This is a genomic window from Blastococcus sp. SYSU D00669, assembly GCF_054050715.1.
Genome location: NZ_JBJGZV010000056.1, coordinates 1 through 26,906, shown reverse-complemented (window position 1 = coordinate 26,906; position 26,906 = coordinate 1). Strand labels below are relative to the sequence as shown.

At 75.0% G+C, this 26,906-nt stretch carries 27 protein-coding genes; 18 read left to right on the top strand and 9 right to left on the bottom strand.

Annotated elements, in window-relative coordinates; all coding sequences use genetic code 11:
* The 6 genes from ACI8AF_RS25530 to ACI8AF_RS25505 all read left to right on the top strand — a co-directional run.
* Nucleotides 1-127: integrase core domain-containing protein (locus tag ACI8AF_RS25530; RefSeq protein ID WP_456542583.1), on the top strand; the 127-nt coding region annotated here is incomplete at its 5' end.
* Between the two features lie 9 nt (nucleotides 128-136).
* The gene (locus ACI8AF_RS25525; RefSeq protein WP_456542582.1) at nucleotides 137-910 is read left to right on the top strand and encodes an enoyl-CoA hydratase/isomerase family protein; all 774 of its coding nucleotides are present in this window, start codon (nucleotides 137-139) and stop codon (nucleotides 908-910) included.
* Nucleotides 911-992: 82 nt separating this feature from the next.
* On the top strand, nucleotides 993-2,885 hold the full coding sequence (locus ACI8AF_RS25520; RefSeq protein WP_456542581.1) for an ABC transporter ATP-binding protein: 1,893 nt from the start codon (nucleotides 993-995) through the stop codon (nucleotides 2,883-2,885).
* 193 nt (nucleotides 2,886-3,078) lie between these two features.
* On the top strand, nucleotides 3,079-3,543 hold the full coding sequence (locus tag ACI8AF_RS25515; RefSeq protein WP_456542580.1) for an SgcJ/EcaC family oxidoreductase: 465 nt from the start codon (nucleotides 3,079-3,081) through the stop codon (nucleotides 3,541-3,543).
* The gene (locus ACI8AF_RS25510) at nucleotides 3,540-4,373 is read left to right on the top strand and encodes a sulfurtransferase (protein WP_456542579.1); all 834 of its coding nucleotides are present in this window, start codon (nucleotides 3,540-3,542) and stop codon (nucleotides 4,371-4,373) included. The genes ACI8AF_RS25515 and ACI8AF_RS25510 overlap by 4 nt, the downstream gene beginning before the upstream one ends.
* Nucleotides 4,370-4,639: a hypothetical protein gene (locus tag ACI8AF_RS25505; protein WP_456542578.1), complete on the top strand. Its 270-nt coding sequence runs from the start codon at nucleotides 4,370-4,372 to the stop codon at nucleotides 4,637-4,639. The genes ACI8AF_RS25510 and ACI8AF_RS25505 overlap by 4 nt, the downstream gene beginning before the upstream one ends.
* A gap of 29 nt (nucleotides 4,640-4,668) precedes the next feature.
* Here the strand turns inward: ACI8AF_RS25505 and ACI8AF_RS25500 are convergent, their stop codons facing one another.
* Nucleotides 4,669-5,424 carry a DUF427 domain-containing protein gene (locus ACI8AF_RS25500; protein WP_456542577.1) on the bottom strand — a complete coding sequence of 252 codons (756 nt, stop codon included), beginning with the start codon at nucleotides 5,422-5,424 and terminating at the stop codon, nucleotides 4,669-4,671.
* A gap of 5 nt (nucleotides 5,425-5,429) precedes the next feature.
* Entirely contained in the window at nucleotides 5,430-6,437 is a 1,008-nt protein-coding gene (locus ACI8AF_RS25495) for a hypothetical protein (protein ID WP_456542576.1), read from the bottom strand.
* Nucleotides 6,438-6,540: 103 nt separating this feature from the next.
* Between ACI8AF_RS25495 and ACI8AF_RS25490 the strand changes: the two genes are divergently transcribed.
* Nucleotides 6,541-7,146, top strand: a complete 606-nt coding sequence (locus ACI8AF_RS25490) for a TetR/AcrR family transcriptional regulator (RefSeq protein ID WP_456542575.1) — start codon at nucleotides 6,541-6,543, stop codon at nucleotides 7,144-7,146.
* Here the strand turns inward: ACI8AF_RS25490 and ACI8AF_RS25485 are convergent.
* Nucleotides 7,143-7,580, bottom strand: a complete 438-nt coding sequence (locus ACI8AF_RS25485) for a TetR/AcrR family transcriptional regulator (protein WP_456542574.1) — start codon at nucleotides 7,578-7,580, stop codon at nucleotides 7,143-7,145. The genes ACI8AF_RS25490 and ACI8AF_RS25485 overlap by 4 nt on opposite strands.
* A gap of 41 nt (nucleotides 7,581-7,621) precedes the next feature.
* On the opposite strand from ACI8AF_RS25485, the gene ACI8AF_RS25480 reads away from it, so the two are divergent.
* A complete protein-coding gene (locus ACI8AF_RS25480) occupies nucleotides 7,622-9,058 on the top strand; it encodes a DHA2 family efflux MFS transporter permease subunit (RefSeq protein ID WP_456542573.1) in 1,437 nt (478 codons plus the stop codon).
* On the opposite strand, the gene ACI8AF_RS25475 is transcribed toward ACI8AF_RS25480, so the two are convergent.
* The 3 genes from ACI8AF_RS25475 to ACI8AF_RS25465 are packed head-to-tail and all read right to left on the bottom strand — an operon-like array spanning nucleotide 9,055 to nucleotide 13,359.
* Complete coding sequence (locus tag ACI8AF_RS25475; protein WP_456542572.1) at nucleotides 9,055-9,753, bottom strand: sirohydrochlorin chelatase; 699 nt, start codon at nucleotides 9,751-9,753, stop codon at nucleotides 9,055-9,057. The genes ACI8AF_RS25480 and ACI8AF_RS25475 overlap by 4 nt on opposite strands.
* On the bottom strand, nucleotides 9,750-10,511 hold the full coding sequence (locus ACI8AF_RS25470) for an SDR family oxidoreductase (RefSeq protein WP_456542571.1): 762 nt from the start codon (nucleotides 10,509-10,511) through the stop codon (nucleotides 9,750-9,752). Before ACI8AF_RS25470 ends, ACI8AF_RS25475 begins: the two co-directional genes overlap by 4 nt.
* 7 nt (nucleotides 10,512-10,518) lie before the next feature.
* Nucleotides 10,519-13,359: an aconitate hydratase gene (locus ACI8AF_RS25465; RefSeq protein WP_456542570.1), complete on the bottom strand. Its 2,841-nt coding sequence runs from the start codon at nucleotides 13,357-13,359 to the stop codon at nucleotides 10,519-10,521.
* Between the two features lie 149 nt (nucleotides 13,360-13,508).
* On the opposite strand from ACI8AF_RS25465, the gene ACI8AF_RS25460 reads away from it, so the two are divergent.
* Entirely contained in the window at nucleotides 13,509-14,252 is a 744-nt protein-coding gene (locus ACI8AF_RS25460; RefSeq protein ID WP_456542569.1) for an SIR2 family NAD-dependent protein deacylase, read from the top strand.
* Between the two features lie 48 nt (nucleotides 14,253-14,300).
* Nucleotides 14,301-14,888, top strand: coding sequence for a dihydrofolate reductase family protein (locus ACI8AF_RS25455; RefSeq protein ID WP_456542568.1), 588 nt, complete (start codon nucleotides 14,301-14,303; stop codon nucleotides 14,886-14,888).
* A 49-nt stretch (nucleotides 14,889-14,937) separates the two neighbouring features.
* Here the strand turns inward: ACI8AF_RS25455 and ACI8AF_RS25450 are convergent, their stop codons facing one another.
* Together ACI8AF_RS25450 and ACI8AF_RS25445 are read right to left on the bottom strand one after the other, a co-directional pair.
* Nucleotides 14,938-16,305 (bottom strand): FAD-binding oxidoreductase, encoded by a 1,368-nt coding sequence (locus tag ACI8AF_RS25450; protein ID WP_456542567.1) that lies wholly within the window; start codon nucleotides 16,303-16,305, stop codon nucleotides 14,938-14,940.
* Nucleotides 16,306-16,343: 38 nt separating this feature from the next.
* The gene (locus tag ACI8AF_RS25445; RefSeq protein WP_456542566.1) at nucleotides 16,344-16,754 is read right to left on the bottom strand and encodes a RidA family protein; all 411 of its coding nucleotides are present in this window, start codon (nucleotides 16,752-16,754) and stop codon (nucleotides 16,344-16,346) included.
* A gap of 114 nt (nucleotides 16,755-16,868) precedes the next feature.
* On the opposite strand from ACI8AF_RS25445, the gene ACI8AF_RS25440 reads away from it, so the two are divergent.
* From ACI8AF_RS25440 to ACI8AF_RS25410, 7 genes are all read left to right on the top strand, one after another.
* Nucleotides 16,869-18,017, top strand: coding sequence for a response regulator transcription factor (locus ACI8AF_RS25440; protein WP_456542565.1), 1,149 nt, complete (start codon nucleotides 16,869-16,871; stop codon nucleotides 18,015-18,017).
* Between the two features lie 55 nt (nucleotides 18,018-18,072).
* Entirely contained in the window at nucleotides 18,073-19,608 is a 1,536-nt protein-coding gene (locus ACI8AF_RS25435) for a long-chain-fatty-acid--CoA ligase (RefSeq protein WP_456542564.1), read from the top strand.
* A 49-nt stretch (nucleotides 19,609-19,657) separates the two neighbouring features.
* Nucleotides 19,658-19,828 carry a hypothetical protein gene (locus ACI8AF_RS25430; protein ID WP_456542563.1) on the top strand — a complete coding sequence of 57 codons (171 nt, stop codon included), beginning with the start codon at nucleotides 19,658-19,660 and terminating at the stop codon, nucleotides 19,826-19,828.
* Between the two features lie 128 nt (nucleotides 19,829-19,956).
* Nucleotides 19,957-21,189: a C40 family peptidase gene (locus ACI8AF_RS25425; protein ID WP_456542562.1), complete on the top strand. Its 1,233-nt coding sequence runs from the start codon at nucleotides 19,957-19,959 to the stop codon at nucleotides 21,187-21,189.
* A 236-nt stretch (nucleotides 21,190-21,425) separates the two neighbouring features.
* Nucleotides 21,426-22,736, top strand: a complete 1,311-nt coding sequence (locus ACI8AF_RS25420; protein WP_456542561.1) for an AAA family ATPase — start codon at nucleotides 21,426-21,428, stop codon at nucleotides 22,734-22,736.
* Nucleotides 22,733-23,779, top strand: coding sequence for a DUF58 domain-containing protein (locus ACI8AF_RS25415; RefSeq protein WP_456542560.1), 1,047 nt, complete (start codon nucleotides 22,733-22,735; stop codon nucleotides 23,777-23,779). Before ACI8AF_RS25420 ends, ACI8AF_RS25415 begins: the two co-directional genes overlap by 4 nt.
* Nucleotides 23,776-24,732 (top strand): VWA domain-containing protein, encoded by a 957-nt coding sequence (locus ACI8AF_RS25410; protein ID WP_456542559.1) that lies wholly within the window; start codon nucleotides 23,776-23,778, stop codon nucleotides 24,730-24,732. The genes ACI8AF_RS25415 and ACI8AF_RS25410 overlap by 4 nt, the downstream gene beginning before the upstream one ends.
* 54 nt (nucleotides 24,733-24,786) lie before the next feature.
* Here ACI8AF_RS25410 and ACI8AF_RS25405 read toward each other — a convergent pair whose 3' ends face one another.
* Nucleotides 24,787-25,758 carry a quinone oxidoreductase family protein gene (locus tag ACI8AF_RS25405; RefSeq protein WP_456542558.1) on the bottom strand — a complete coding sequence of 324 codons (972 nt, stop codon included), beginning with the start codon at nucleotides 25,756-25,758 and terminating at the stop codon, nucleotides 24,787-24,789.
* 214 nt (nucleotides 25,759-25,972) lie between these two features.
* Here ACI8AF_RS25405 and ACI8AF_RS25400 point away from each other — a divergent pair, with 214 nt between their 5' ends.
* Nucleotides 25,973-26,797: an alpha/beta fold hydrolase gene (locus ACI8AF_RS25400; protein ID WP_456542557.1), complete on the top strand. Its 825-nt coding sequence runs from the start codon at nucleotides 25,973-25,975 to the stop codon at nucleotides 26,795-26,797.
* Nucleotides 26,798-26,906 lie beyond the last annotated feature (109 nt).

Below are 26,906 nucleotides of genomic sequence, written 5' to 3'. Positions count from 1 at the left end.
CGAGACCGCCCGCCGCCAGGCCCTGCCGGGATGGCTACACGAGTACAACCATCACCGGCCCCACACCGCTATCGGACGACGCCCACCGATCGCCCGCCTGACCAACCTGTCTGGGCAGTACAACTAGAAAGGGCTCGTGACGAACACGAGTCCTGAGGGCTGGGTCCGCACCGACCGGGACGGCGCCGTCCTCACGGTCACGCTGGACCGCCCGGACCAGCTCAACGCCCAGACGCCGGCCACCTGGCAGGCGCTGCGCGCGGTGGCCGACACGCTGGACGACGACGTCCGGGTGGTCGTCCTGCGCGGCGCCGGGCGCGCGTTCTCGGCGGGCCTGGACCGCAGCCTGTTCAGCCCCGAGGCCGGCGACGGCACGCTCGGCGAGCTGGCGGGCATGCCGGCCGACCTGGCGCAGGAGCGCATCCGCGGCTACCAGAGCGCCTTCCGCTGGCTGCGCTCCCCGGGCGTCGTGTCGGTCGCCGCGGTGCAGGGGCACGCGATCGGCGCCGGCGCGCAGCTCGCGCTCGCCTGCGACCTGCGCATCCTCGCCGACGACGCCCAGCTGCGGCTGCCCGAGGTCACGCTCGGCCTGGTGCCCGACCTCACCGGCACGAGCAACCTCGTCGACCTGGTCGGCTACGGCCGCGCGCTGGAGATGTGCCTGACCGGCCGCGCGGTGGGCGCCACCGAGGCCCGCGCGATCGGGATCGCCAACCTCGTCGTCCCCCGCGCCGACCTCGACGCCGCCGTCGGCGACCTGGTGGCGGCCCTGCTCGCGCCGCCGGCCGGCGCGAGCCGCGAGACGGCGGCGCTGATCCGGTCGGCGGTGCACAACGACCACGAGACCCAGGACGCCGCCGAGCGCGCGGCGCAGGTGCGCCGGATCTCCGCTCTCGTCAGTGGGGCCTGAGAGGCTTCTGGCGGAACAGGCCGGTCCCGGGCGGTGTTGGCCGGGCATCCAGGTCGGCCCGCAGGGAGGGAGCAGCGTGGACATGAGCGGTCCCATGACCTCCATGGCCGCGATGCGGTCGTTCCGGCGCGATCCGTCGGTCACCGCGCGCGAGCTGCCCGAGGGCACCGTCAAGCGGATCCTGGGCGTGGCCAGGCCGTACCGGCGGGAGCTGACGTTCTTCCTGCTGCTGGTCGTCGGGTCGTCGGTCATCGGGGTGCTGACCCCGCTGCTGGCCGGCGACATCGTCAACCGGATCGCCCGGCTCGACGGCACGGCGGGCGACATCGTCCGCATCGCGCTGTTCATCGCCGGCCTCGCGGTGGTCGACGCGGCGATCTCGCTGGCCACGCGGTGGTACTCCGCGCGCATCGGCGAGGGCGTCATCTACGACCTGCGCAGCAAGGTGTTCGAGCACGTCCAGCGCATGCCGGTCGCCTTCTTCACCCGCACCCAGACCGGCGCGCTGGTCAGCCGGCTCAACAACGACGTCATCGGCGCCCAGCAGGCGTTCACCTCGACGCTGTCCGGCGTCGTCTCCAACGCCATCGGCCTGGCGCTGACCGCCGGCGTCATGTTCTCGCTGTCCTGGCAGATCACCCTGCTGTCGCTGGTGATGGTGCCGCTGTTCGTGCTGCCCGCCCGGCGCATCGGCAAGCGGCTGCAGGAGATCACCCGGGAGTCCTACGGCCTCAACGCGTCGATGAACGCGACGATGACCGAGCGGTTCAACGTCGCCGGCGCGCTGCTGGTCAAGCTGTTCGGCCGGCCCGACGCCGAGGCCGACTCCTTCCGCGGCCGGGCCGCCCGGGTGCGCGACATCGGCGTGCTCTCGGCGATGTACGGCCGCACGTTCTTCACCGCGCTCACGCTGGTCGCCGCGCTGGCCACCGCGCTGGTGTACGGCCTCGGCGGCTGGCTCGCCTTCGACGGCACGCTCAGCCCCGGCGACGTCGTGGCCCTGGCGCTGCTGCTGTCGCGGCTGTACGGCCCGCTGACCGCGCTGTCCAACGTCCGCGTCGACGTCATGAGCGCGATGGTCAGCTTCGACCGCGTCTTCGAGGTGCTCGACCTGCCGCCGATGATCCGGGAGGCGCCCGACGCCGCCCCGGTGCCGGCCGACGACCGGTCGATCGAGTTCGACTCGGTCTCCTTCAGCTACCCGTCCGGCGCCGAGGTGTCGCTCGCCTCCCTCGAGGAGGTGTCGCTGCCCGAGCACGGCGGCCCGACGGCGGTGCTGCACGACGTGTCGTTCCGGGTGGAGCCCGGCCAGCTCGTCGCGCTGGTGGGGCACTCGGGTGCGGGCAAGTCGACCATCGCCAACCTCGTGCCGCGGCTCTACGACGTCACCGGCGGCACCGTGCGGGTCGGCGGCCTCGACGTCCGGCGGGCCACGTCGGCCTCGCTGCGCGACGCGATCGGCGTGGTCAGCCAGGACGCCCACCTGTTCCACGACACGATCCGCGCCAACCTGCTCTACGCCCGCCCCGACGCCACCGAGGAGCAGCTCTGGGCGGCGCTGTCCGGGGCCCGCATCGGCGCGCTCGTGCAGTCCCTGCCCGACGGCCTGGACACCGTCGTCGGCGACCGCGGCTACCGGCTCTCCGGCGGCGAGAAGCAGCGGCTGGCGATCGCCCGGGTGCTGCTCAAGGCACCGGGCATCGTGATCCTCGACGAGGCGACCGCGCACCTCGACAGCGAGAGCGAGGCCGCCGTCCAGCACGCGCTCGACGCCGCCCTGGAGGGCCGGACCTCGCTCGTCATCGCGCACCGGCTGTCGACGATCCGCGAGGCCGACCGGATCCTGGTGGTGGACGACGGCCGCATCGCCGAGTCCGGCACCCACGAGGAGCTGCTGGCGCTCGGCGGCCGCTACGCCGACCTGTACCGCACCCAGTTCGTCGGCGGGGAGCCGCAGACCGTCGACGCCGCCTGACCTGCGGTCCGTGCCCACCGGGCGAGCTGCTCCGCGGCCACGGCGGTGCTCCGGCGACGCGGCTGAGCCGCTCACCCATCGGCACCGCATCGACACGCGGCGTACCGGCGCGGACGGTTCCGGCGAGGGGCGGACGGGACGCCGAGGACGACCACTAGCGTCACTGCTGTCCCAGCACCCTGAGGAGCGCGAGTTGACAGCTGCCCACCCGCACGACGCCGCCATCCGCACCTTGTACGTGCAGTTGCTGGACGGCTGGAACCGGCGCAGCGGCGCGGCGGTCGCGGCGGCGTTCGCCGACGACGGCGACATCATCGGGTTCGACGGCAGCCACCACAGCGGGCGGCTGACCATCGCCTCCGACCTGCGACGGATCTTCGGCACCCACCAGACGCCGGCCTACGTCGGGCTGATCCGGTCGGTGCGGCCGATGGCCGAGGGCGTCGCCGTCCTGCACGCCCACGCCGGCATGATCCCGCCCGGCGGCGGTGACCTCGACCCGGCGCTGTTGACCGTGCACACCCTGGTGGCGGTCGAGGAGGGGCCGGGGCGCTGGAAGATCTCGCTGTTCCAGAGCACGCCGGCCGCCTGGCACGAGCGGCCCGAGGCCCGGGAGGCGCTGCTGGCGGAGCTGCGGGGCCTGCTGGCCCCCCAGTGAGCGTCCTGCTCCGCGCCGAGGAGCTGCTGGCCGGCCGCGGCCGCGTCGTGCTGCTCGACGTCCGCTGGGCGCTCGGCGACGACCGGGGGCACGAGCGGTACCTCGCGGGGCACCTGCCGGGCGCGGTCTTCGTCGACCTGGAGTCCGAGCTGGCCGACCCGCCGTCGCCGGCCGGGGGGCGGCACCCGCTGCCGTCGCTGCCGCGGTTGCAGGCGGCGGCCCGGCGGTGGGGCGTGCGCGCGGGCGACCGCGTGGTCGCCTACGACGACACGGGCGGCGCGGCCGCCGCCCGCGCGTGGTGGCTGCTGCGCTGGGGCGGGCTGGCCGACGTGCGGCTGCTCGACGGCGGCCTGGCCGCCTGGCAGCGGGCCGGTGGCCCGGTCGAAACCGGTGAGGTGGTGCCCGAGCCGGGCGACGTGGTGCTGACCGGGGGCGGCATGCCGGTGGTGGGTGCCGACGCCGCCGCCGCGCTGCCGGCCACCGGCGGCCTGCTGCTCGACGCCCGCGCCGCCGAGCGCTACCGCGGCGAGGTGGAGCCGGTCGACCCGCGGGCCGGGCACGTCCCCGGCGCCGTGAGCGCGCCGACCACCGCCAACCTGGCCGCCGACGGCACCTTCCTGCCGGCCGCGGCGCTGCGGGAGCGCTTCGCCGCGCTGGGCGTGGCCGCCGGCCGGCCGGTCGCCGTCTACTGCGGCTCGGGGGTCACCGCGGCCCACGAGGTCGCGGCGCTCGCCGAGGTCGGGGTCGAGGCGGCGCTGTGGCCGGGCTCGTGGTCGCAGTGGTCGGCCGATCCGGCGCGGCCCGCGGCGACCGGGCCGGATCCGGCGTGACCGCGCCGACCCCCGCGACCTGGGTGGTGGCCGGCCTGTCGGCCGTCGCGCACCTCGTCGTCGGCGTGTTCTACCTGTCCTCGGGGCTGGTGGCCCCGCTGTGGGCGGTCGTCGTCCTCGCGGTCTGGTGGCTGCTGCTCGCCGTCCAGCTCTCCCGGCTGGCGCTGCGCGGCTCGTGGTGGACCCCGGCCGTGCCGGTGGTCGCGTTCGCCACCTGGTACGTCGTCCTCACCGTGGGGGAGCAGGCCCTCGGCTGGACCGCCTGACCGGACCACCACCGATCTCGCCCGACCGCCTACGAGAAGTGCGTGCGCGGGCGGTCCAGCGGCCGGCCGTCGACGACCAGGTCGACCTTCTCGTTGTAGAAGGCGACCAGGCCGGCGATCGGCAGCAGCTGCCGGGTGGGGAAGTCGTAGGACCACGCCAGGTCGCGGTGCAGCCGGTCGCCGATCCGCACCGACCAGTAGGCGCTGGTGCGGCCCTTGTACGGGCACTCGGTCACGGTGTCCGACGGCTCGAGCGCGTCCAGCCGCAGCGCCGTCCGGGGCAGGTAGTAGCGCGTGGGCAGGCCGGTCTCGAAGACCAGGACCGGGCTGGACGACTCGGCGAGCGGGACGCCGTCGAGCTCGACCCGCACCGTGCGCGTCGACCGCAGCGCGTCGACGCGGGAGTAGGGGTTGCGGGGGTGCACGAAGACCTGCTCGTCCTCCTCGAACCAGGCGTCGAGCGCCGCCCAGTCGACGTGCACGCAGTCGCTGAGCTCGCCCTCGGCCGGCACCCACGCCGCGCCGGGGCGGTGCTGCCCGCCGGCCCGCACCCCGTGCCGCCGCGCCGCGCCCAGCCGCCGCCGCTCGACGACCCCCTCGTCCTCGAGCACCCCCGCCGCCACGTCGGTCAGCGGCACGTAGAACTGCGGGTAGTACGGCCACTCCCACACGTACCGGGCGGCGGTGGTGTCGAGGACCGGCGTGCCGCCGAGCCAGGCCCGGACGCGCCGGGGCACCGGCTCGACGTGGCCGACGGGGGTCATCGCCCGCGGGTAGTCGCGCACGGCGGTCATCCTGCCGCCGCGACCGCCTCCCGCACAGGCGTCAGGACCGGACGGCGGCGGCGCTGCACCGCCGCGCCCGCCCCGAGCAGCACCAACCCGGCCACCACCCAGGTGGACAGGACGAGCAGGGGAGCGCCGGCGCCGGCGCCGTCGAACCACGAGACCGAGCGCAGCAGCGAGCCCGTGGCGCCGGGCGGGAGCAGCTGGCCCAGCGTCCCCCAGCCGCCGGGCAGCAGCTCCGGCGCGCTCGCCAGGCCGGAGAGCGGGTTGCCCAGCAGGACGACGGTGGCCGCGCCGAGACCCAGGCCCGCCGGGCCGGCCAGCTTCTCCAGCCCGAGCAGCACCAGCGCCGTGGCCGCCATGCCCAGCGCGACCGCGCCCGTCGTCGTCCACCAGCCGCTCTCCACCGCGCCCAGCCACGTGCCGAGCACCGTGGCGGTCACCATGCCGCCGGCCAGCGCCATGGCGAGGGCCGCGACGGCGCGCATCCCGGTCCGGCGGACGAGCCGGGAGGTCAGGCCGGCGGTGAGGACGCCGCCGAGCGCCAGGGGCAGCGCCGCCGCGGCCAGCCCCGCACCGCGCGGGTCGCTCTCCGGCGTGGGGACGACGTCCTCGACCGGCACCGTCGTCCCGGTGGCGGCGCCCAGCCCGGTCGCCACCTGCCGCAGCGACTGCGCGACCACCGGCGAGGCGGCCGAGGCGACCAGCAGCTGCGGACCGTCGGGGCCGACGACGACGGCGCCGTAGACCTCGCGGTCCTCGATGGCCGCCCGGGCGGCCGCCTCGTCGGCGAGCACCTCGACGTCGAAGGCCCCGGGCTGCGCCTCGTCGAGGGCGGCGGTGACCTGCTCGGCGGCCGGTGCGGGCCCGGCCACGGCGACCGGGAGGTCGTGCGGCGCGGAGCGCACGGCGGGCCAGGCGAAGGCGGTCAGCACGAGCGCGACGAGCAGCGCGACCCCGGCGACCAGCGGCACCAGACGGGCGGTGTCCCGGCCGGTGGAGGGGGTGGACATGGCGACTCCTCCAAGAAAAACGAATGACCGTTCGCTTGCAGGATCGAGACTCCTCCGAGAGGGAGGCGCTGTCAAGAACGATCGTTCGTTTTACTATGGCCACGTGCCCCGCGTCTCCGAGTCCCACCTGACCGCCCGCCGCGACCAGATCCTCGACGCGGCCACCGAGCGGTTCGCCGCCAACGGTTTCCAGGCGACCGGCATGGCCGACGTCATCGCGGCGAGCGGCCTGTCCGCCGGGGCGGTGTACCGCTACTTCCGCAGCAAGGACGAGCTGATCGAGGCGATCGTCGACCGCGTGCTGGGCCGGGCCGCCCAGCGGTTCGAGACCTTCCTCGACGAGGACCCCGATCCCGAGCCGGCCGCGGCGGTGGCGACGGCGGTCGACCTCGTCGCCTCCGTCGCCGCCAGCGGGCCGGTGGACATGACCCGCGTCGCGGTGCAGGCGTGGGGCGAGGCGCTGCGCAACCCGTCGGTGGGCCGGGTCGCGAGCACCGCGTACGGCACCATGCGCGGCTACTTCGTGGAGGTCGCCCGGCGGGCGCAGCGGTCGGGCCGGACACCCGCCGACGCCGACCCGCAGCTGCTCGGTGCTGCGCTGTTCTCGCTGGTGCTCGGGTTCCTGTTGCAGCGGCTGCTGCTGGGCGACGTGGACCCGGAGGGCTACGTGGCCGCCGTGGGGGCACTCCTGGCCCCCGCGGCGTCCTAGCCCCGGGGCTGCTCGGCGTCGCCCAGGAGGGCCTGCAGGGCCGGCTGCAGCAGCCGTTCGACGTCGGCCGGCGACGCATCGGCGAGCCCCGGGAGCTCGAGCGCGTAGCGGCCGAGGGCCATGCCGGCCGCGCACGACATGAGCAGCGCCGCCTTGAGCTCGGCGTCGGGCCCGCCGATCGTCCGGGAGAGGTCGCCGATCACCGCGCACATCACCTCGTCGCGCATGATGCGCTTCGCCTCGTGGTGGGTGAGGAAGTTGCGCAGCAGGGTGACGGCCGCCTCCCGGTCGGCCGTGCCCTCGAACTTGGTCAGCAGGTCGCGCAGGACGGCGGCGGGGATCTCCTCCCGGGGGGCCGTGCGTGCCGTCCCGCCGCCGTGGGCGCCCTTCATCGCGGCGGCGAAGAGCCCCTCCTTGCTGCCGAAGTACTGCATCACCAGCGTCCGGAGCCATCCGACACGCGGACGGGCGCGAGGTGAGGAAGGGCCTGGCGCTGCTCGTCCTGGCGATGAGCCAGCTCATGATCGTGCTGGACGTCAGCATCGTGAACGTCGCGCTGCCCGACATCGCGCAGGCGTTGAGCGTCCGCAGCAATGCCGACCTGTCGTGGGTCGTCACCGGCTACACGCTCACCTTCGGCGGCTTCCTCCTGCTCGGTGGCAAGCTCGCCGACCGGCTCGGCCGCCGGCGGGTCTTCGTCGCCGGTGCCCTGATCTTCGCGCTGGCCTCGCTGCTCGGCGGACTGGCCGGCGACCTCGGCCTGCTCATCGCCGCCCGGCTGCTGCAGGGCCTCGGTGGCGCGCTGATGGCGCCGTCGGCGCTCTCGCTGCTCACCGTCGTCTTCGACGAGGGCCGCGAGCGCAACCGGGCGCTGGGCGTCTGGGCGGCCATCTCGGCCGGCGGCGCGGCCATCGGCCTGATCCTCGGCGGCGTGCTCACCGAGTACGCCAGCTGGCGGTGGGTGCTGTTCGTCAACGTCCCGGTGGCCGCCCTCGCGGTGCTGGGCGCGCTCCGGCTGCTGCCCGAGAGCCGCGACGAGCGGGCGCGGGGCTTCGACGTGCCCGGCGCGGTGCTGGTCACCGGCGGCCTGGTCGCGCTGGTCTACGCCCTGGTCAAGGGCAACGACTTCGGCTGGACGTCGGCCCGCACGATCGGGGTGCTCGCGCTCGCCGTCGTGCTGCTGGCCGCGTTCGCCGTCGTGCAGCGGCGTTCGGCCGATCCGCTCGTGGACTTCCGGCTGTTCCGCTCCCGGACCATGCTCGGGGCCGACCTCGGCGCGCTGTTCATCGGCGCCGGCCTGTTCGCCGTGTTCTTCTTCCTCATCCTCTGGATGCAGCTGGTGCACGGCTACTCGCCGCTGCGGGCGGGCTTCGCCTTCCTGCCCATGACCGCCTTCATCGTGGTCGGCGCGGGCATCGCGTCCCAGCTGCTCTCCCGGACCGGGCCGCGGCCGCTGCTCGCGGTCGGTCCGGCGCTCGGCGCGGCCGGCATGCTCTCGCTCGCCCTGCAGCTCGAGCCGGACTCCTCCTACGTCACCGTCGTGCTGCCCGCGCTGTGCGTCCTGGCGCTGGGCATGGGCATGACGTTCGTGGCGCTCACCGGCTCCGCCGTCGCCGGCGTGCCCGCGGAGGACGCCGGTGTCGCCAGCGCGCTGCTCAACGCGGGGCAGCAGGTCGGCGGCTCGCTCGGGCTGGCCATCCTCACGGCGGTGAGCACGGCCCGCACGGACTCCCTCGCGCCGGCCGGCCCCGACGGGTCGCCGGCGTACGTGTCGGCGCTCGTGGACGGCTGGGCCCTGGGGTTCGTCGTCGCGGCGGGTTTCCTCGCCCTGGCCGCCGTGGTGGCCGGCAGCCTGGTGCGGGTGCGGCCCGCCGACGTGGTCGCCGGACCCGAGGTGGTCGTCGCGGCCTAGCGGGAGCCCACGGCGGCGTCGTAGCGGTCGAGGAGGACCGCTGCGACGCGGTCGTCGGGCAGCAGGGGAGCGGTGACGGCGTCGGCCCCCGCGGCGGCCAGCTTGTCGGCGAAGTGCCCGGGGGCCAGCAGGTACGCCGCCACCACCACGCGGTCGGCGCCCCGGGCCCGGGCGGCGGCGACGGCGTCGGGGACCGGCGGCTGCGCCGCCGAGCCGAAGCCGGTGGTGACCGGACCGGTCCAGCGCTCCTGCAGCAGCGCGGCGGTGGCGGCGACGTCGGCGGCCGACCGCTGGTCGCTGGACCCGGCCGCGGCCAGGACGACGGCGGTGCGCGGGTCGGCGGGGTCGGCGCCGGCGGCCGTGAGCCGGTCGTGCAGCACGTCCACCAGCCGCTCGTCGGGTCCCAGCGGGCGGGCCGCGACGGCGGTCGGGTGCGCGGCCACGGCACCGGCGATGTCGACGTGCACGTGGTAGCCGCCGGACAGCAGCAGCGGGACGACGACGGCCGGTCGGCCCTCCGCGGCGAGAGAGCCGACGACGTCCCCCACCGTGGGCGGCTGCACGTCGACGAACGCCGCCGTCGTCACCAGACCGGGCCGCAGGGTGCGCGCGGCGAGCGCGAGCTCGGCGACCAGCCGCCGGCCGGTCGGGTTGCGGGTGCCGTGCGCGCAGGCGACGAGGACCGGTGCCGTCACGGGGAGCGCAGCATCCCGCCGTCGACCGGGATCATGACGCCGGTCAGGTACGAGGCGGCGGGGGAGAGGGCGAAGGCGGCCACCCGGCCGAACTCCTCGGGCTGCCCGTAGCGGCGCAGCGGGATCGCGGCCGTGAACTTCTCGTACGCGGCCGCGGGATCGCCGGTGGCCTCGTCGATCTCGGTGATGCGGTCGGTGGCGATCCGCCCGGGCAGCAGCCCGAACACCCGGATGCCCTTCGGTCCCAGCTCGTCGGCCAGCGCCTTCGCCGTCATGGCCAGGCCGGGGCGCAGGCCGTTGGAGATGGCCAGGTGGGGGATCGGCTCGCGCACCGAGGTGGAGAGCACCAGCCCGATCGCCGCGCCCGCCTCCAGCCGGGGGACCAGCGCGCGGACCAGCCACAGCGGGCCGAGCAGCACGCTGTCGTAGGCCGCGCGCCACTGCTCGGGCGTGGTGTCGAAGAACGAGCCGGCCGGCGGGCCGCCGACGGAGATGAGCGCGCCGTCGAGCCGGCCCAGCCGCTCGACCGCCCCGGCGACCAGCCGCGGCGCCGCGTCGGGGTCGCCGAGGTCGGCGGCCAGCCCGTGCGCGGAGGGGGCGCCGCCGAGGTCGGCCGCCGCCTTCTCGACCGCCTCGGCGCTGCGCGAGCTGACCAGCACCCGCGCGCCGTCGGCGGCGAGGGCCCGGGCGGCGGCGAACCCCAGCCCCCGGCTCGCGCCGGTGAGCAGGAATCCCCGACCGCCCAGGCCCAGGTCCATCCCGGGATCAGCCCTGCCGGAGCGACCGGAGGACGTACTGCATGATCCCGCCGTTGCGGTAGTAGTTCGCCTCACCGGGGGTGTCGATGCGCACCCGGGCGTCGAACTCGGTCGTCCGACCGTCCGAAGCCTCCGCCCTGACCTTCACCGTGCGCGGGGTGTCGCCGTCGTTCAGGGCGGTGATCCCGGTGATGGTGAACTCCTCGTCGCCGGTCAGGCCGAGCGACTCGCGGTCCTGGCCCTCGGGGAACTGCAGCGGCAAGACGCCCATGCCGATCAGGTTCGAGCGGTGGATCCGCTCGTAGCTCTCGGCGATGACCGCCTTGACCCCGAGCAGCGCCGTCCCCTTGGCCGCCCAGTCGCGCGACGAGCCGGAGCCGTACTCCTTGCCGGCCAGCACGACCAGCGGGATGCCCGCCTCCTGGTAGGCCTGCGACGCCTCGTAGATCGACGTCGTCTCTCCGGTCAGGTGGTTCTTCGTGACGCCGCCCTCGGTGCCGGGCACCAGCTGGTTGCGCAGCCGGATGTTGGCGAACGTGCCGCGGATCATCACCTCGTGGTTCCCGCGCCGGGAGCCGTAGGAGTTGAAGTCGCGCCGCTCGACGCCGTGCTCGCGCAGGTACTTCCCGGCCGGGCTGTCGGCCCTGATCGAGCCGGCCGGCGAGATGTGGTCGGTGGTCACCGAGTCGCCCAGCACCGCGAGCGTGCGGGCACCGGTGATGTCCTGCACCGGCGCCGGCTGGTCGGCCATGCCCTCGAAGTACGGGGGCTTGCGCACGTAGGTGCTCTCGGCGTCCCACTCGAAGGTGTCGCCGGTCGGGGTGGGCAGGTTCTGCCACTGCTCGGTGCCGGCGAAGACGTCCTCGTAGCTGCGGCCGAACTGCTCGGCCGAGACGGCCTCGTCGATGACCGCCTGGACCTCGTGCGGCGAGGGCCAGATGTCGCGCAGGTAGACGTCCTGGCCGTCGCTGCCCTTGCCCAGCGGCTCGGTGGTCAGGTCGAGGTCCATCGTCCCGGCCAGCGCGTAGGCGATGACCAGCGGCGGGCTGGCCAGGTAGTTCATCTTGACGTCGGGGTTGATCCGGCCCTCGAAGTTGCGGTTGCCGGACAGCACCGAGACCACCGCGAGGTCGGCCTCGTTGACCGCGGCCGACACCGGCTCCGGCAGCGGGCCGGAGTTGCCGATGCAGGTGGTGCAGCCGTAGCCGACCAGGTAGAAGCCTAGCTTCTCCAGGTACGGGGTGAGCTCGGCCTTCTCGTAGTAGTCCATGACGACCTTGGACCCGGGGGCCAGCGTCGTCTTCACCCACGGCTTGGTCGTGAGGCCCTTCTCGACCGCCTTCTTGGCCAGCAGGGCGGCGCCGAGCATGACCTGCGGGTTCGAGGTGTTGGTGCAGGAGGTGATCGCGGCGATCACCACGTGGCCGTGGTCGACGAAGGTCTCGGTGCCGTCCTCGAGCACGACCTTGGTCGGCGTGGAGGCGCGGTCACCCGCGGGGGCGGGGACGACGGAGTGCGGCCGGCCGGCCTCGCCGTCGCCGTGCGCGAAGGGGCTGGCCGGGTCGGAGGCGGGGAAGGTCTCCTCGACCGACTCGTCGACGGTGGAGACCGCCTCGGGGGCGACGTCGGGGTCGTGCGAGACGTCCTCGACCTTCGCGTAGTCGGGCAGCGCGCCCCGGAACGCCTCCTTGGCGTCGGAGAGGGCGACCCGGTCCTGCGGGCGCTTGGGCCCGGCGATCGAGGGGACGACGGTGGAGAGGTCGAGCTCGAGGTACTCGGAGAACGCCGGCTCGTGCGAGGGGTCGTGCCAGAGGCCCTGCTCCTTGGCGTAGGCCTCGACCAGCGCCACCTGCTCGGCCGGGCGGCCGGTCAGCTGCAGGTACTTGATGGTCTCCTCGTCGATGGGGAACATCGCCGCGGTCGAGCCGAACTCCGGGCTCATGTTGCCGATGGTGGCGCGGTTGGCCAGCGGGACGGCGGAGACGCCCTCGCCGTAGAACTCGACGAACTTCCCGACCACGCCGTGCTGGCGCAGCATCTCGGTGATCGTGAGCACCAGGTCGGTGGCGGTGGAGCCCTCCGGCAGCTCGCCGGTGAGCTTGAAGCCGACGACCCGCGGGATGAGCATCGACACCGGCTGGCCGAGCATGGCCGCCTCGGCCTCGATGCCGCCGACGCCCCAGCCCAGGACGCCGAGGCCGTTGACCATCGTGGTGTGCGAGTCGGTGCCGACGCAGGTGTCGGGGTAGGCGACGACGCGGTCGCCCTCCGGCCGCGGGAAGACCACGCGGGCGAGGTGCTCGATGTTGACCTGGTGGACGATGCCGGTGCCCGGCGGGACGACCTTGAAGTCGCTGAAGGCGCCCTGGCCCCAGCGCAGGAACTGGTAGCGCTCGCCGTTGCGCTCGTACTCGATCTCGACGTTGCGCTCGAACGACTCCGGGGTGCCGAAGACGTCGGCGATGACGGAGTGGTCGATGACCAGCTCGGCCGGCGCCAGCGGGTTGATCTTCTGCGGGTCGCCGCCGAGGTCGGCCATCGCCTCGCGCATCGTGGCGAGGTCGACGATGCAGGGGACGCCGGTGAAGTCCTGCATCACCACGCGCGCGGGGGTGAACTGGATCTCCTGGTCGGGCTCGGCGCTCGGGTCCCAGCCCGCCAGCGCCCGGATGTGGTCGGCGGTGATGTCCGCGCCGTCCTCGGTGCGCAGCAGGTTCTCCAGCAGCACCTTGAGGCTGAAGGGCAGCCGCTCCGCGCCCTCCACCGCGTCGAGCCGGTAGATGTCGTAGTCGGTCCCGTCGACGGTCAACGTCGACCGCGCCCCGAAGCTGTCCTTGCTGGCTGCCACTGCTCTGCGCCTCACCCTCGCTGGTCCGCGCGCGTCCGTCCGGTCGCGCTGCTTGCCACCCCCGATCATCCCAGCACCGACCCGGCGGCGCGGCTCCGGGCCGGGGGAGGGTCACCCGTGACCTGGGACACCGCACCTACGGTGGGGGCGTGGACGACGCCCCCGAGTGGCTCACCGCCGCCCGGCAGATCACCGTGCTGACCGGGGCGGGCATCTCGACCGACAGCGGCATCCCCGACTTCCGCGGCCCGCAGGGGGTGTGGACCCGCGACCCGGAGGCGGAGAAGCTCTCGACCCTGCAGTACTACGTGGCCGACCCCGACATCCGCCGCCGGGCCTGGCGGGAGCGGCTGCGGCACCCGGCGTGGTCCGCGGAGCCGAACAGCGGGCACGCGGCGCTGGTCGACCTCGAGCGGCAGGGGCGGCTGCGGGCGCTGCTCACCCAGAACATCGACGGGCTGCACCAGAAGGCGGGGTCGTCGCCGGCGCGGGTGCTCGAGCTGCACGGCACGGTGCACGAGGTCGCCTGCCTGTCCTGCGGCGACCGGACGTCGATGCGCAGCGCCCTGGACCGTGTCGAGGCCGGTGAGCCGGACCCGGCGTGCCTGGTGTGCGGCGGCATCCTCAAGTCGGCCACGATCAGCTTCGGGCAGGCGCTCGACGCCGACGTGATCGAGGCGGCCGCCCGGGCCGCGGGCGACTGCGACGTCTTCCTCACCGTCGGCACCTCCCTCACCGTGCACCCGGCGGCCGGGCTCACCGAGGTCGCCGCCGCCTCGGGCGCCCGCGTCGTCGTCGTCAACGCCCAGCCCACGCCGTACGACGGCCTGGCCTCGCTCGTGGTCCGCGAGCCCATCGGCACCGCCCTGCCGCGGCTGCTCGCCGAGAGCTGAGCCCACCGGGAGCGGTGAGAACCGCGCCGTCGGTCGGTCAGAGCCGGCATGACCACCATCGCGAGCATCACCGTGTCGCTGGACGGCTTCGTCACCGGCCCCGACGACCGGCCCGGCCAGGGCCTCGGTGTCGGCGGCGAGCGGCTGCACCACTGGGTCTTCGGAGGGCCGTGGACCTACGACGGCGACCACGACCCCGGTGCCATGTCCGGGGAGGACAAGGCCTACTACGACGGGCTGGTCGAGCGGATCGGCGCCGGCGTCGTCGGCCGCGGGATGTACGACGCCGCGGGCGCCTGGGGCGGGAAGAACCCCTTCCCCGGCACGCTGGTCGTGCTCACCCACCGCACCGACCCGCACGACGAGAGCTTCGTCTTCGTCGACGACCTCGGTGAGGCGCTGCGGCTGGCCCGGGAGGCGGCCGGGGAGAAGGCGGTGAACATCGGCGGCGGGGCCGACGTGATCCGCCAGGCCCTCGCCGCCGGGGAGGTCGACGAGCTCTGCCTCTCCACCGCTCCCGTGGTCCTCGGCGCCGGGAAGCCGCTCTTCGACGGCACCCTCCAACTCGACCTCGAGCCGCTCGCAGTGCGCTGGTCGCGCTGGGCCACGCACGTGCGCTACGGCGTCCGCCGTTGAGCTGCGGAGGCCGGGGACGCAGGATCTCTGCGCCCCCGGCCTCCGCACGTCAGGCGACGCGGTGGCCGAAGCGGAAGACGTCCTCCGGGTCCACCCGGCGCTTCACCGCGATCAGCCGCTCGAGGTCGCCGTCGCCCCACAGGGTGCCGACCTCCTGCGGCCCGGCGGCGCCGAGGAAGTTGAGCAGCGCGCCGCGCGCGGCCCACGGCCGCAGCCGGTCGACGACCGACTCGACGATCGCGGGGACGACGTCGACCAGCGGCGGGAACATCGGCCCGAGCACCCAGGCGGAGAAGGCGGCGTCGCGGCCGGCGACGGCGTTCGGGACGGCGGCCGGCCGGGACAGCGCCCCGCCGAGGTGCCGGATCTCGGCCATGGCCAGCGGGAGCTCGACGTCCGGGCCGGCGGCGGCGAGCAGCGCGTCGACGGTCTCGGCGGTCAGCTCCCGCAGCGTGAGGCCGCGGTCGAAGGCCGGCATCGGCGTCGTCGGGTCCATGTGGATGGAGTCGACGGCGGCGTAGGGCATCTCGGCGACCGTGTCGACGATCGACGGCGCGGCCGCGCGCATCGGCGCCAGCAGCGCCGCCCCCTCGTCCGCCGACCCCAGGTGGGCGATCCGCAGGTGCACGACGGTCTGCCCCTGCAGCGGCGGCGGCAGCGACGGGTCCGGGGGCAGCCGCAGGATCGCCACCGAGCTGGTCGTCTCCTCCGGCACGGTCGCCACCCACTCGCGGTAGGCGTGCAGGACGGCGGCGGCCGCGGCGCCGGGGAAGAAGATGCAGCCGCCGTAGAGGGTGGCCACCGGCACGAGGTCGAACTCCAGCGCGGTGACGATGCCGAAGCTGCCCTTGCCGCCGCGCAGCGCCCAGAACAGCTCGGGGTCGGTGTCGGCGTCGACGGTCCGCACGGCGCCGTCGGCGGTCACGACCTCGGCCCGGCGCACGAGGTCGGCGGCGAAGCCGTACTTGCGGGCGAGGACCCCGAGGCCGCCGCCGGTGGTGTAGCCGACCACCCCGACGCCCGACGACGAGCCCGACAGCGGGGCCAGGCCGTGCGGCGCGGCGGCGTCGATCACCTGCCGCCAGCGGGCGCCGGCACCGACGCGCGCGGTGCGCGCCGCCGGGTCGACGACGACGTCGTCCATGCGCTTGGTGGTGACCAGCACCGCGCCGGCGAGGTCCTCGACGAGGCCGTGGCCGGTGGCCTGGACCGCGACGCCGAGGCCGCGCTCGCGGGCCCAGCCGACGGCGGCGGCGACGTCGTCGGCGCTGGTGGCCCCGACGACGACGGCCGGCAGGGGGGTGTGGGTGGTGACGAAGGGGGTGACCTCGTCGGCCAGCGCGGGGTCGCCGGCGCGCAGGACGGGGCCGGCGACGACCCGGGCGAGGTCGTCGGTGTCGGGCAGGACGGTGGTCATGCGGGTGCTCCAGGGTGTGGGTGCGGGAGGGGGTGGGTTCAGCGCGCCGCGGAGACCTCGAGCTCGACGAGCATCCCGGGCAGGGCCAGCCGCGCGACCCCGACCAGGGTCATGGGTGGGGTCGCGCCGACGCGGGCGAGCCGCTCGGCGAGCACGTCGAAGTTGGCGAGCACGGCGTCGACGTCGACGGCGTGGACCGTCAGGCGCAGGACGTCGGCGAGGGACATCCCGCCGGCGGCCAGCACCTCCTCGACGTTGGCGAGGGCGAGCGCCAGCTGGGCGGCGGGGTCGTCCTCGTGCAGCAGCTCGCCGCGCTCGTCGACGGGGCCCTGACCGGAGGCGGTCAGCACCCGGGCCGGGGCCGGGCGCACCTGGGCCTGGTCGAAGCCGAAGGCCGCGCTCCAGGGGGTGGGGTTGATCCGCTCGACGGGAGCGGTGGTCTGCGTCATGGCGACCACGCTGGCCCGGCGATCTCCCCGGGTCGATCCCACGTCCCTGGGACGTCGCACCCCCAGACTCCTGGGATACACGAAGTGCCCCGCTGACCTGCACACTGTCGCCCCGTGAGCAGCCTGCTGACCGAACGCGTGCGGGCCCAGGTGGACGGCCTCGCCGTCGGCGGGCTCGACGTCCCCACCTTCAGCGCCTCGGCGCTGGACGCGCTGGCGCGCGCGGTGCCGTTCTCGGCCGCCTGCTTCGCCACCGCCGACCCGGCCACCGGGCTGGTCACCAGCACGGTGAAGTCGGCGCTCGACGACCACCACGACGAGGAGTGGGCGCACTTCGAGTACGTGGTGCCCGACCCGACGGCGTTCCTCGACGTCTCGCGGCGCCCCGGCCGGGTGGTCGGCCTGCGCTCCGAGACCGACGGGCGCACCGAGCTGTCACCGCGGTTCACCGACTTCATCCAGCGCTACTGGGACTTCGGCGACGAGATGCGCGCCGCGCTCACCGTGGACGGGCGCACCTGGGGGTTCATCGCGCTGTTCCGGGAGAGCGGTACGGGCTTCAGCCCGCTCGAGCAGGAGTTCCTCAGCAGCATCAGCCCGTCGCTGGCGACCGGGCTGCGCGGCGGGCTGCTCGCCGCGGCCGCCGGTCCGGCGCGCGCCGTCGACGGGCCGGCCGTCCTGGTCGTCGACGCGCAGGGGGAGATCGCCTCGGCCAGCATCGGCGCCGCCGCGCAGGTGGCCGAGCTGGGCGGGGGCCCGCTGGGGGAGGCGCAGCTGCCGCTGGCGCTGCTCAGCCTGGTCGGTGCCGCGCGCCGCGTCGTCGCCGACGGCCGGCCCGGCACGCCCCGGGTGCGGCTGCGCACGCGGTCGGGCACCTGGGTGGTCGCCCACGCCTCCCCGCTCCTGTCGCGCGACGGCTCGGGCACCGACGTCGTCGTCACCATCGAGGAGGCCCGGCCGCCGGAGATCGTGCCGATCGTCGTCGCCGCGTTCGGGCTCACCCCGCGCGAGCAGGACGTCGTCCAGCTGGTGCTGCAGGGCGTCGACACCAGCGCCATCGCCGCGGCCCTGCACCTGTCGGCCTACACCGTGCAGGACCACCTGAAGTCGATCTTCGCCAAGGTGGGCGTGCGCAGCCGCCGCGAGCTGACCGCGAAGGTCTACTTCGACCAGTACGCGCCGCGTTTCGGCCGGGAGGTCGGCCCGAGCGGCTGGTTCGCCGACGGCGCGGGGGTGCCGGCGCCGCGGACCCCGATACCGTGACGGGGACCACGTCGAGCGGCCGGTGACCGCGCCGGCCCGTCCCCCGGGAGCCGGCATGCGCGTGCCCCTGACCACCCGTGACTTCCTCGACCGCGCCGAGCTGGTCTACGGCGACCGCGTGGGCGTGGTCGACGAGCCCGACCAGCCGGCCCCGTCGCTGGGCGAGGTGACCTACCGCGAGCTGGCCCGGCGGGGCCGGGCGTTCCAGGCCGGCCTGGACGAGCTCGGCATCGGCGAGGGCGAGCGGGTGGCGATCGTCAGCCACAACTCCGCCCGGCTGCTGGAGCTGCTGCTCGCCGTCCCGTCGTCGGGGCGGGTGCTGGTGCCGATCAACTTCCGGCTCTCGCCCGACGAGGTGCGCTACATCGTCGGCCACTCCGGGGCGCGCATGCTGCTCGTCGACCCGGAGCTCGAGGAGTCGCTCAAGGGCGTCGAGGCCGAGCACAAGTTCGGCACGGGGGAGGAGTACGAGCAGCTGCTGCGGTTCGACACCGAGCCGGCGCCGTGGGCCGAGCCCGACGAGGACGCCACCGCGACGATCAACTACACCAGCGGGACGACGGCGCGGCCCAAGGGCGTGCAGATGACCCACCGCAACATCTGGGTCAACGCGGTCACGTTCGGCATGCACATGCAGGTCAGCGACCGCGACGTCTACCTGCACACGCTGCCGATGTTCCACTGCAACGGCTGGGGCATGCCGTACACGACCGCCGGTCTCGGCGCCCGCCAGGTGGTGCTGCGCAAGGTCGACGGCGCCGAGATCCTCCGCCGGGTCGACCGGCACGGCGTGACCCTCATGTGCGGGGCACCGGCGGTGTGGAACGCCGTCCTGGACGCCGCGCAGCACTGGGACGGCGAGATCCCCGGCCGCGACCGGGTGCGCATCGTCGTCGCCGGCGCCCCGCCGCCGTCGAAGACCATCGCCCGCGTCGAGGCCGAGCTCGGCTGGCAGTTCAACCAGATCTACGGCCTGACCGAGACCGCGCCGCTGCTCACCATCAACCGGCCGCGCGAGGAGTTCGACGCGCTCGACCCCGAGGAGCGGGCGAAGAAGCTGTCGCGCGCCGGGGTGCCGGCGGTCGGCATCCGGCTGCAGACCAGCGAGTCCGGGGAGGTGCTGGCGCAGGGCAACGTCGTCCTCGCCGGCTACTGGGAGAACCCCGACGCCTCCGCCGAGGCGCTGGACGGCGGCTGGTTCCACACCGGCGACGGCGGCTCGCTCGACGACGGCGGCTACCTCACGATCTCCGACCGCAAGAAGGACGTGATCATCACCGGCGGCGAGAACGTCTCCTCGATCGAGGTGGAGGACGCCGTCTTCAGCCACCCGGCCGTGGCCGAGGTCGCCGTCATCGGCATCCCCGACGACAAGTGGGGCGAGCTGGTCACCGCCCTGGTGGTCCGCGCCGAGGGGGAGCAGGTGACCGAGGAGCAGATCATCGCCCACTGCCGCGGCAGGATCGCCGGCTACAAGATCCCCAAGCGGGTCGAGTTCCGCGACGCGATCCCGCGCACCGCCACCGGCAAGATCCAGAAGTTCAAGCTGCGGGAGCAGTTCTGGTCGGGCTCGGAGCGGCAGGTGAACTGACGCCGCTCGAGGGGCGCGGAGACCGCTGACCACCTGGTTGACTCCGGACATGACCGCGCCACTGCCGGAGCCGGGACCGCCCATCGATCCGGACCAGCCGGTGCCGGACGATCCGGCGGAACTCCTCCCCGACGCCGCGGAGCCGTTGCCGCCGCCGCCGATCGAGTCCACGCCGGACGACCCCGGCGGGGACCCGGGCGGCGTCCCCGAGCCGGCCTGAGGCCGGGCGGGAGGGGGAGCCACCGGCCTCACCCGTGCGGGTGATCACCCCTCCTACCCGGCGCTGACCTGGCCGATCGTGGTCCTGGTGCGCCGCTCCTGGGCGCCGGACCCGGGAGGTCGGTCTTCGTGCGAGCGCGTGCCCTGCGGCGTGCGGGAGGGACGGCGCTGGGCGTCGTCGCGACTGCTGCGCTCGCCCTCGGACCCACCGCGGGGCCGGCCTCGGCCGCCCCGTCCCGCCCGGGCGACTCGCAGGTCGCCGCCGCCCAGGCCGCCGCCGACGCCGCCGCCGCCCGCTACGCCGAGCTGTCCGGTCAGCTGGCCGCGGCGCAGGCCGCGGTCTCCGGTGCGCAGGCCGCCTCGGCGATCGCCCTCGACGAGTACCAGGCCAAGCAGGCCCAGTACGACACCGCACGGGTGGCCGCGGAGGCCGCCGCTGCCGCCGCGGCGCAGGCCGCGGCCGACCTGCAGGCCGCCGAGGACGCGCTGACCGCCTTCGCGCGGCGCAGCTTCATCTCGCACAGCACCTACCCCGGCGCGGCGGCGCTGCTCCAGGCCGGCAGCCCGGCCGAGCTGATCCAGCGCGCGGCGCTGCTCGACGCCGCCGGCGCGCACCGCGGCGACGAGGTCGACCGGTTCACCGCCGCCAGCGAGGCGGCCGAGCAGGCCGCCGCCGCGGCGCAGGAGGGCCTCGACGTCGCCGGGCAGCTGCAGCAGCAGGCCGCCGACGCGCTCGCCGTCGCCCAGGACGCCGAGCGCGCCGCCCGGCAGCAGGCCGCGGCCGTGCAGGAGCGGCAGGTGCAGCTGCAGGCCGAGCTGGCCGCGGCCCAGTCGCAGCTCGCCGCGCTGATCGGCGAGCAGCAGGCGGCCGACCGGCTGGCGCAGCAGACCGTGGCGCGGCCGACCCCCACCGGGGTCCCGCGCGACGTCACCGAGGCGGGCTCGGGCTCCTCCACGGCGGTGCAGACCGCGATCGCGGCCGGGATGGCCTACCTGGGCACGCCGTACTCCTGGGGCGGCGGCGGGTCGCGCGGCCCGAGCTACGGCATCGACCTCGACGCCGACGTCCACGGCTTCGACTGCAGCGGCCTGACCCAGTACGCCTACGCGCAGGCCGGCGTGTCGATCCCGCGCAACAGCCGGTCGCAGTACGCGGCGCTGCCGAAGGTGGCGCGGGCCGACCTGCAGGCCGGCGACCTGGTCTTCTGGGCCAACGACCCGGGCGACCCGTCGACGATCTACCACGTGGCGATCTGGCTGGGCGACGGCACGGTGCTGCAGGCGCCGCAGAGCGGCGACGTCGTGAAGGTGTCGCGGATGTGGTGGAGCGGCTACGCCGGTGCGGTGCGGCCCAGCGCCTAGTCCTGCCCGGGAAGTAAGGGCGTCGGGCAGCCACGGGGGGAGCTGCCCGACGCGAGGACAAGGCTAGCAGCGTCCGAGCCCTCGCGGGCAGAGGTGTGCGTGCGCGTCGTGTCGCGTGTCGCGGACGGGCGTCCGCCGCCCAGGAACCTGTAGGACACTGGCCGTCGACGGGCATGCCGCCCGCCGACGGCCTCCGACGTCTGCGGGGCCGCCGACCGGCCCGACCAGGGAGCCACGTGACCAGCGCCGCCAGCACCCCTCTCGAGACCCCCACCCCGTCCGGCAGCTCGGCGGCCGGCGCCCCGGTCCCCCCGTCGGCCGACGCGGCCCGCATCGAGCGCGCGCTGTTCGAGATCAAGCGGGTCATCGTCGGCCAGGACCGCCTGGTGGAGCGGATGCTCGTCGCGCTGCTGGCCCGCGGCCACGTGCTGCTCGAGGGCGTGCCCGGCGTGGCCAAGACCCTGGCCGTCGAGACGCTGGCGACGGTCGTGGGCGGCAAGTTCGCCCGGCTGCAGTTCACCCCCGACCTGGTGCCCGCCGACATCATCGGCACCCGCATCTACAAGGCCGGCCAGGACAGCTTCGCCACCGAGCTCGGGCCGGTGTTCGCCAACTTCGTCCTGACCGACGAGATCAACCGCGCCCCGGCGAAGGTGCAGTCGGCCCTGCTCGAGGTCATGGCCGAGCGCCAGGTCTCCATCGGCGGCGTCACCCACCCGCTGCCCGACCCGTTCCTGGTGCTGGCCACGCAGAACCCGATCGAGTCCGAGGGCGTGTACCCGCTCCCCGAGGCCCAGCGCGACCGGTTCCTCATGAAGGTGCTCGTCGACTACCCGAGCCCCGAGGAGGAGCGGGAGATCATCTACCGCATGGGCTCCGAGCCGCCGGTGGCCGAGACGGTGCTCTCGCCCGAGGACCTCGTGCGCATGCAGAGGACGGCCTCCCGCGTCTTCGTGCACCACGCCCTGGTCGACTACGTCGTCCGGCTGGTGGTGGCCACCCGCTCGCCGCGCGAGCACGGCATGGACGACGTCGCGACCTGGGTCTCCTACGGCGCCAGCCCGCGCGCCTCGCTGGGCCTGATCGCGGCGGCGCGGGCGCTGGCGCTGGTCCGCGGCCGCGACTACGTGCTGCCGCAGGACGTCCTCGACGTGACCGCCGACGTGCTGCGCCACCGGCTGGTCCTCTCCTACGACGCCCTGGCCGACGGCGTGCCGGCCGACCACGTGGTCAAGCGGATCGTGCAGACGGTCCCGCTGCCGCAGGTGGCGCCGCGGCAGCGGGCGGCCGGCTTCGGGCCGAGCGGGCCCGGCGGTCCGCACGTGCCGCCGCAGCAGGCGCCGGTGTTCGGGGTGCCGGCCGCGGCGCCGCAGTTCGGGCCGCCCGCCGGCCCGCCGCAGCAGCCGCCGCACGGCCTCGCCCCCCAGGGCCCGCAGGGTCCGCAGGCGCCGGCGGCGCAGACGCCGTCGCCCAACGGCGGGCCCGCGCCGCAGGGTCCCGCCGGCAACGGCTTCGTCCAGGGCGCGTCGAACCCGCCCCGTCCGTGACGCCGCTGTTCCGCCGAGGGAGCAGCCTCCAGCAGCCGGCCCAACCGGCGCCGGAGCACCCCGGTCTGCTGCTGCACGCGGCGACGCCGGGCTCCGGGATCGAGCCGGGCGGTGGGGACGGCACCGGCGCGCCGCCGCGCTTCACCGACGGCCCGGCCGACGTGCTGCTGCGCCGGCTCGAGCTCACCGTGCGCCGCCGCCTGGACGGGCTGCTGCAGGGCGACCACCTCGGCCTCGTCCCGGGCTCGGGCAGCGAGGCCGGCGACTCCCGCACCTACCACCCCGGCGACGACGTCCGGCGCATGGACTGGCCGGTCACCGCGCGCACCCAGGTGCCGCACGTGCGGGAGACGATCGCCGACCGCGAGCTGGAGACCTGGGCGGTCGTCGACCTGTCGGCCAGCCTCGACTTCGGGACGGCGAACTGCCAGAAGCGGGACCTGGTCATCGCCGGGCTGGCCGCGGTCAGCCACCTGACCGTGCACGGGGGCAACCGGCTCGGCGCCGTCGTCACCACCGGTGAGCGGGTGGACCGCTACCCGGCGCTGAGCGGGAAGCTGGCCGCCGAGCGGCTGCTGCGCTCGGTGGTCGCGACACCGCGGGCGACCGGCGGCCGGCGCGGCGACCTGGCCGCCGCGCTCGAGACGCTGCGCCGTCCGCACCGCCGCCGCGGGCTGGTCGTCGTCCTCTCCGACTTCCTCGGCGACAGCGACTGGGAGCGTCCGCTGCGCGGGCTGGCCGCCCGGCACGAGCTGCTCGCGATCGAGGTGGTCGACCCGCGCGAGCTGGAGCTGCCCGACGTCGGCGACCTCGTCGTCGTCGACCCCGAGACCGGGCAGACGCTCGAGGTGCCCACCGGCAACGCCGAGTTCCGGGCGCGGTTCGCCGAGGGGGCCGCCGCCCAGCGGCAGGCCGTCGCCGCCGCGCTGCGCCGGGCCGGCGCCGGGCACCTGCAGCTGCGCACCGACCGCGACTGGCTCATGGACGTCGTCCGTTTCGTCGCCGACCGCCGGCGCGCCGGCACCGGAGGGGCCTCCCGATGACCTTCCAGTCCCCGCTGTGGCTGCTCCTGCTGCTGGCCGTCGCGGCGCTGGTGGCGCTGTACGTCGTCCTGCAGCTGCGCCGCAAGCGCTACGCGGCGCGGTTCACGAACGTGGCGCTGCTCGGGTCGCTGGTGCCCAAGCGGCCCGGCTGGCGGCGGCACGTGGCGTTCGCCGTCGTCGTCCTCGGGCTGGCCGCGCTGGTGGTCTCCCTCGCCGTCCCGAGCGCCGAGGTGCGGGTGCCGCGCGAGCGCGCCACGGTGATCATGGCCGTCGACGTGTCGCTGTCGATGAAGGCGACCGACATCGAGCCCACCCGCTTCCAGGCGATGCAGACCGCGGCGAAGCAGTTCGTCGACGTGCTGCCCGAGCGGATCAACCTGGGCCTGGTCTCGTTCGCCGGCTCGGCGACCACGCTGGTGCCCCCCACGACCGACCGCGGCCAGGTGCGCGGGGCGATCGACAACCTCGAGCTGGCCGAGGCGACGGCGATCGGCGAGGCGGTGTTCACCTCGCTCACGGCGATCGAGAACTTCCAGAACAGCCTGGACACCCCGAGCGAGGACCTGCCGCCGGCCCGGATCGTGCTGCTCTCCGACGGCTACAACACCGTCGGCCGCGACGACACCCAGGCCATCGACGCCGCCCTCGCCGCCGGGATCCCGGTCTCGACGATCGCGTTCGGCACCGACTTCGGCACCCTCGACCTCAACGGCGAGACGGTGCCGGTGCCGGTCGACCGGGCCACGCTGGAGCGGATCGCCGACGAGACCGGCGGCAGCTACAGCGAGGCCGCCAGCGCGTCGGAGCTGGAACGGGTGTACGCCGACCTGGGCAGCCAGATCGGCTACACCACCGAGCCCAAGGACATCAGCCCGTGGTTCGTGCGGACCGGTGTCTTCCTCGCGTTCCTCGGCGCCGTCCTCAGCCTCTTCTGGACGTCGAGACTGCTGTAGGTCCGCCGCTCTCGGCGCGGAAAGCGGACCCGCTTTCCGCGCCGGAAGCGGGGTTCAGCGGCTCGGGTCGAGCACCAGCTTGCCGGTGGTGCGCCGGGCGAGCAGGTCCTGGTGCGCCTCGCGGACGGCGGACAGCGGGTAGCGGCCGCCGCCGACCGGCTCCAGGCCGCCCTCGGCGACCATCGGCAGCAGCTCCTCGAGGGCGGCGTCCATCATTTCGGGCCGGGTCATGCAGTGCGCCAGCCAGAAGCCGATGACGGCGCGGCTGCGCTGCATGAGGGCGCCGGGCGGCACCGGCCTCGTCTCCTGACGGGCGGCCATGCCGTAGGTGACCAGCCGGCCGAACGGGGCCAGCGCCGACAGCGAGCCGGAGAAGACATTGCCGCCGGTCATCTCCAGCACGACGTCGACGGGCTTGCCGCCGTTGGCCTCGCGCAGGGCGGCGGTGAACTGCTTGGGGTCGTCGTCGGCGAGCGCGGGGTCGACGGAGGCGTCGGCGCCGAGCTCCTCGGCCAGCGCCCGCTTCTCGGGGCTGGAGGCGGTGGCGATCACCCGGCCGGCGCCCCACCGCTTGGCCAGCTGGACGGCGAGCGAGCCGACGCCGCCGGCCCCGGCGATGACGACGACGGACTCGCCCTCGCGCAGGTGCGAGCTGGTGCGCAGCAGGTGCCACGCGGTCGCGCCCTGCAGGACGACGGCGAGCGCCTGCTCGTCGGTCACGCCGTCGGGCACCGGCCAGGTGAGGCGGGTGGGCGCGGCGACCTTCTCCGCGTAACCGCCGCCGTCCAGCAGGCCGACCACCCGCTGCCCGCCGCCGGCCGGCGTGCCGACGAACTCCGCGCCGGGGATCAGCGGCAGCTTCTGCGGGGCGAGGTAGCTGTCCTCGGTCTGGTGCGTGTCGGCGTAGTTGATGCCGGCGGCGGCGACGTCGAACAGCTGCTGACCCGCGGCCGGCTCCGGCTCCGGGACGTCGACGACCTCGAGGACCTCGGGCCCGCCGAAGCGGGTGATCTGCACGGCACGCATGGCGGAAGGGTATGGGCTGACTTCTGGCAGCCGGTGGGCCGGGCACCGTGCTCCGCGGTCTCCGACCGAGCCGTCGCCGAGGACGGCAGGCAGGGTCCGCAGCTCGTCAGTCAGAGCACATCCGCCGCCCCGCGCCGGCCCTAGCGTCGGGACCGGCTCGCGACCGATCAGCCGCGGGCCGCGTCCGTGCCACCCGGGAGCAGGAGGCTCACCCATGCCCGTCATCACGACCGCCGACGGAACCGAGATCTTCTACAAGGACTGGGGCACCGGCCAGCCCATCGTGTTCAGCCACGGCTGGCCGCTGTCGGCCGATGACTGGGACGCGCAGATGATGTTCTTCCTGCAGCACGGCTACCGCGTCATCGCGCACGACCGGCGGGGCCACGGTCGCTCGGCGCAGGTCGGCGAGGGGCACGACATGGACCACTACGCCGACGACCTGGCGGCGCTGACCGCGCACCTCGACCTGCACGACGCGGTGCACGTCGGGCACTCGACCGGCGGCGGCGAGGTCGCGCACCACCTCGCCCGGCACGGCCAGGACCGGGTCGCCAAGGCGGTGCTGATCAGCGCGGTGCCACCGATCATGGTGCACACCGACGCCAACCCGGGCGGGCTGCCCAAGAGCGTCTTCGACGGCATCCAGGAGCAGGTGGCCACCAACCGGTCGGCGTTCTACCGCGACCTCGCCGCCACCGCCTTCTACGGCTTCAACCGACCCGGTGCGGAGCCGATCGAGGCGGTCATCCAGAACTGGTGGCGGCAGGGGATGATGGGTGGCGCCAAGGCGCACTACGACGGCGTCGTCGCGTTCTCCCAGACCGACTTCACCGACGACCTGAGGAAGATCACCGTGCCCGTGCTGGTGATGCACGGCGACGACGACCAGGTCGTGCCCTACGCCGCCTCCGGGCCGCTCTCGGCCGAGCTGCTACCGAACGGGACGTTGAAGACCTACGCCGGCTTCCCCCACGGCATGCCCACCACGCAGGCCGAGACGATCAACGCGGATCTGCTGGCCTTCATCCAGGCCTGACGTCGGGGGCCGGGGGGGGGGGGGGGGGGGGGGGGGGGCCCCCGGGCGGGGGGGGGGGGGGGGGGGGGGGGCGGCCCCCCCCCCGGCGGGGGGGGGGGGGGGGGTGTGG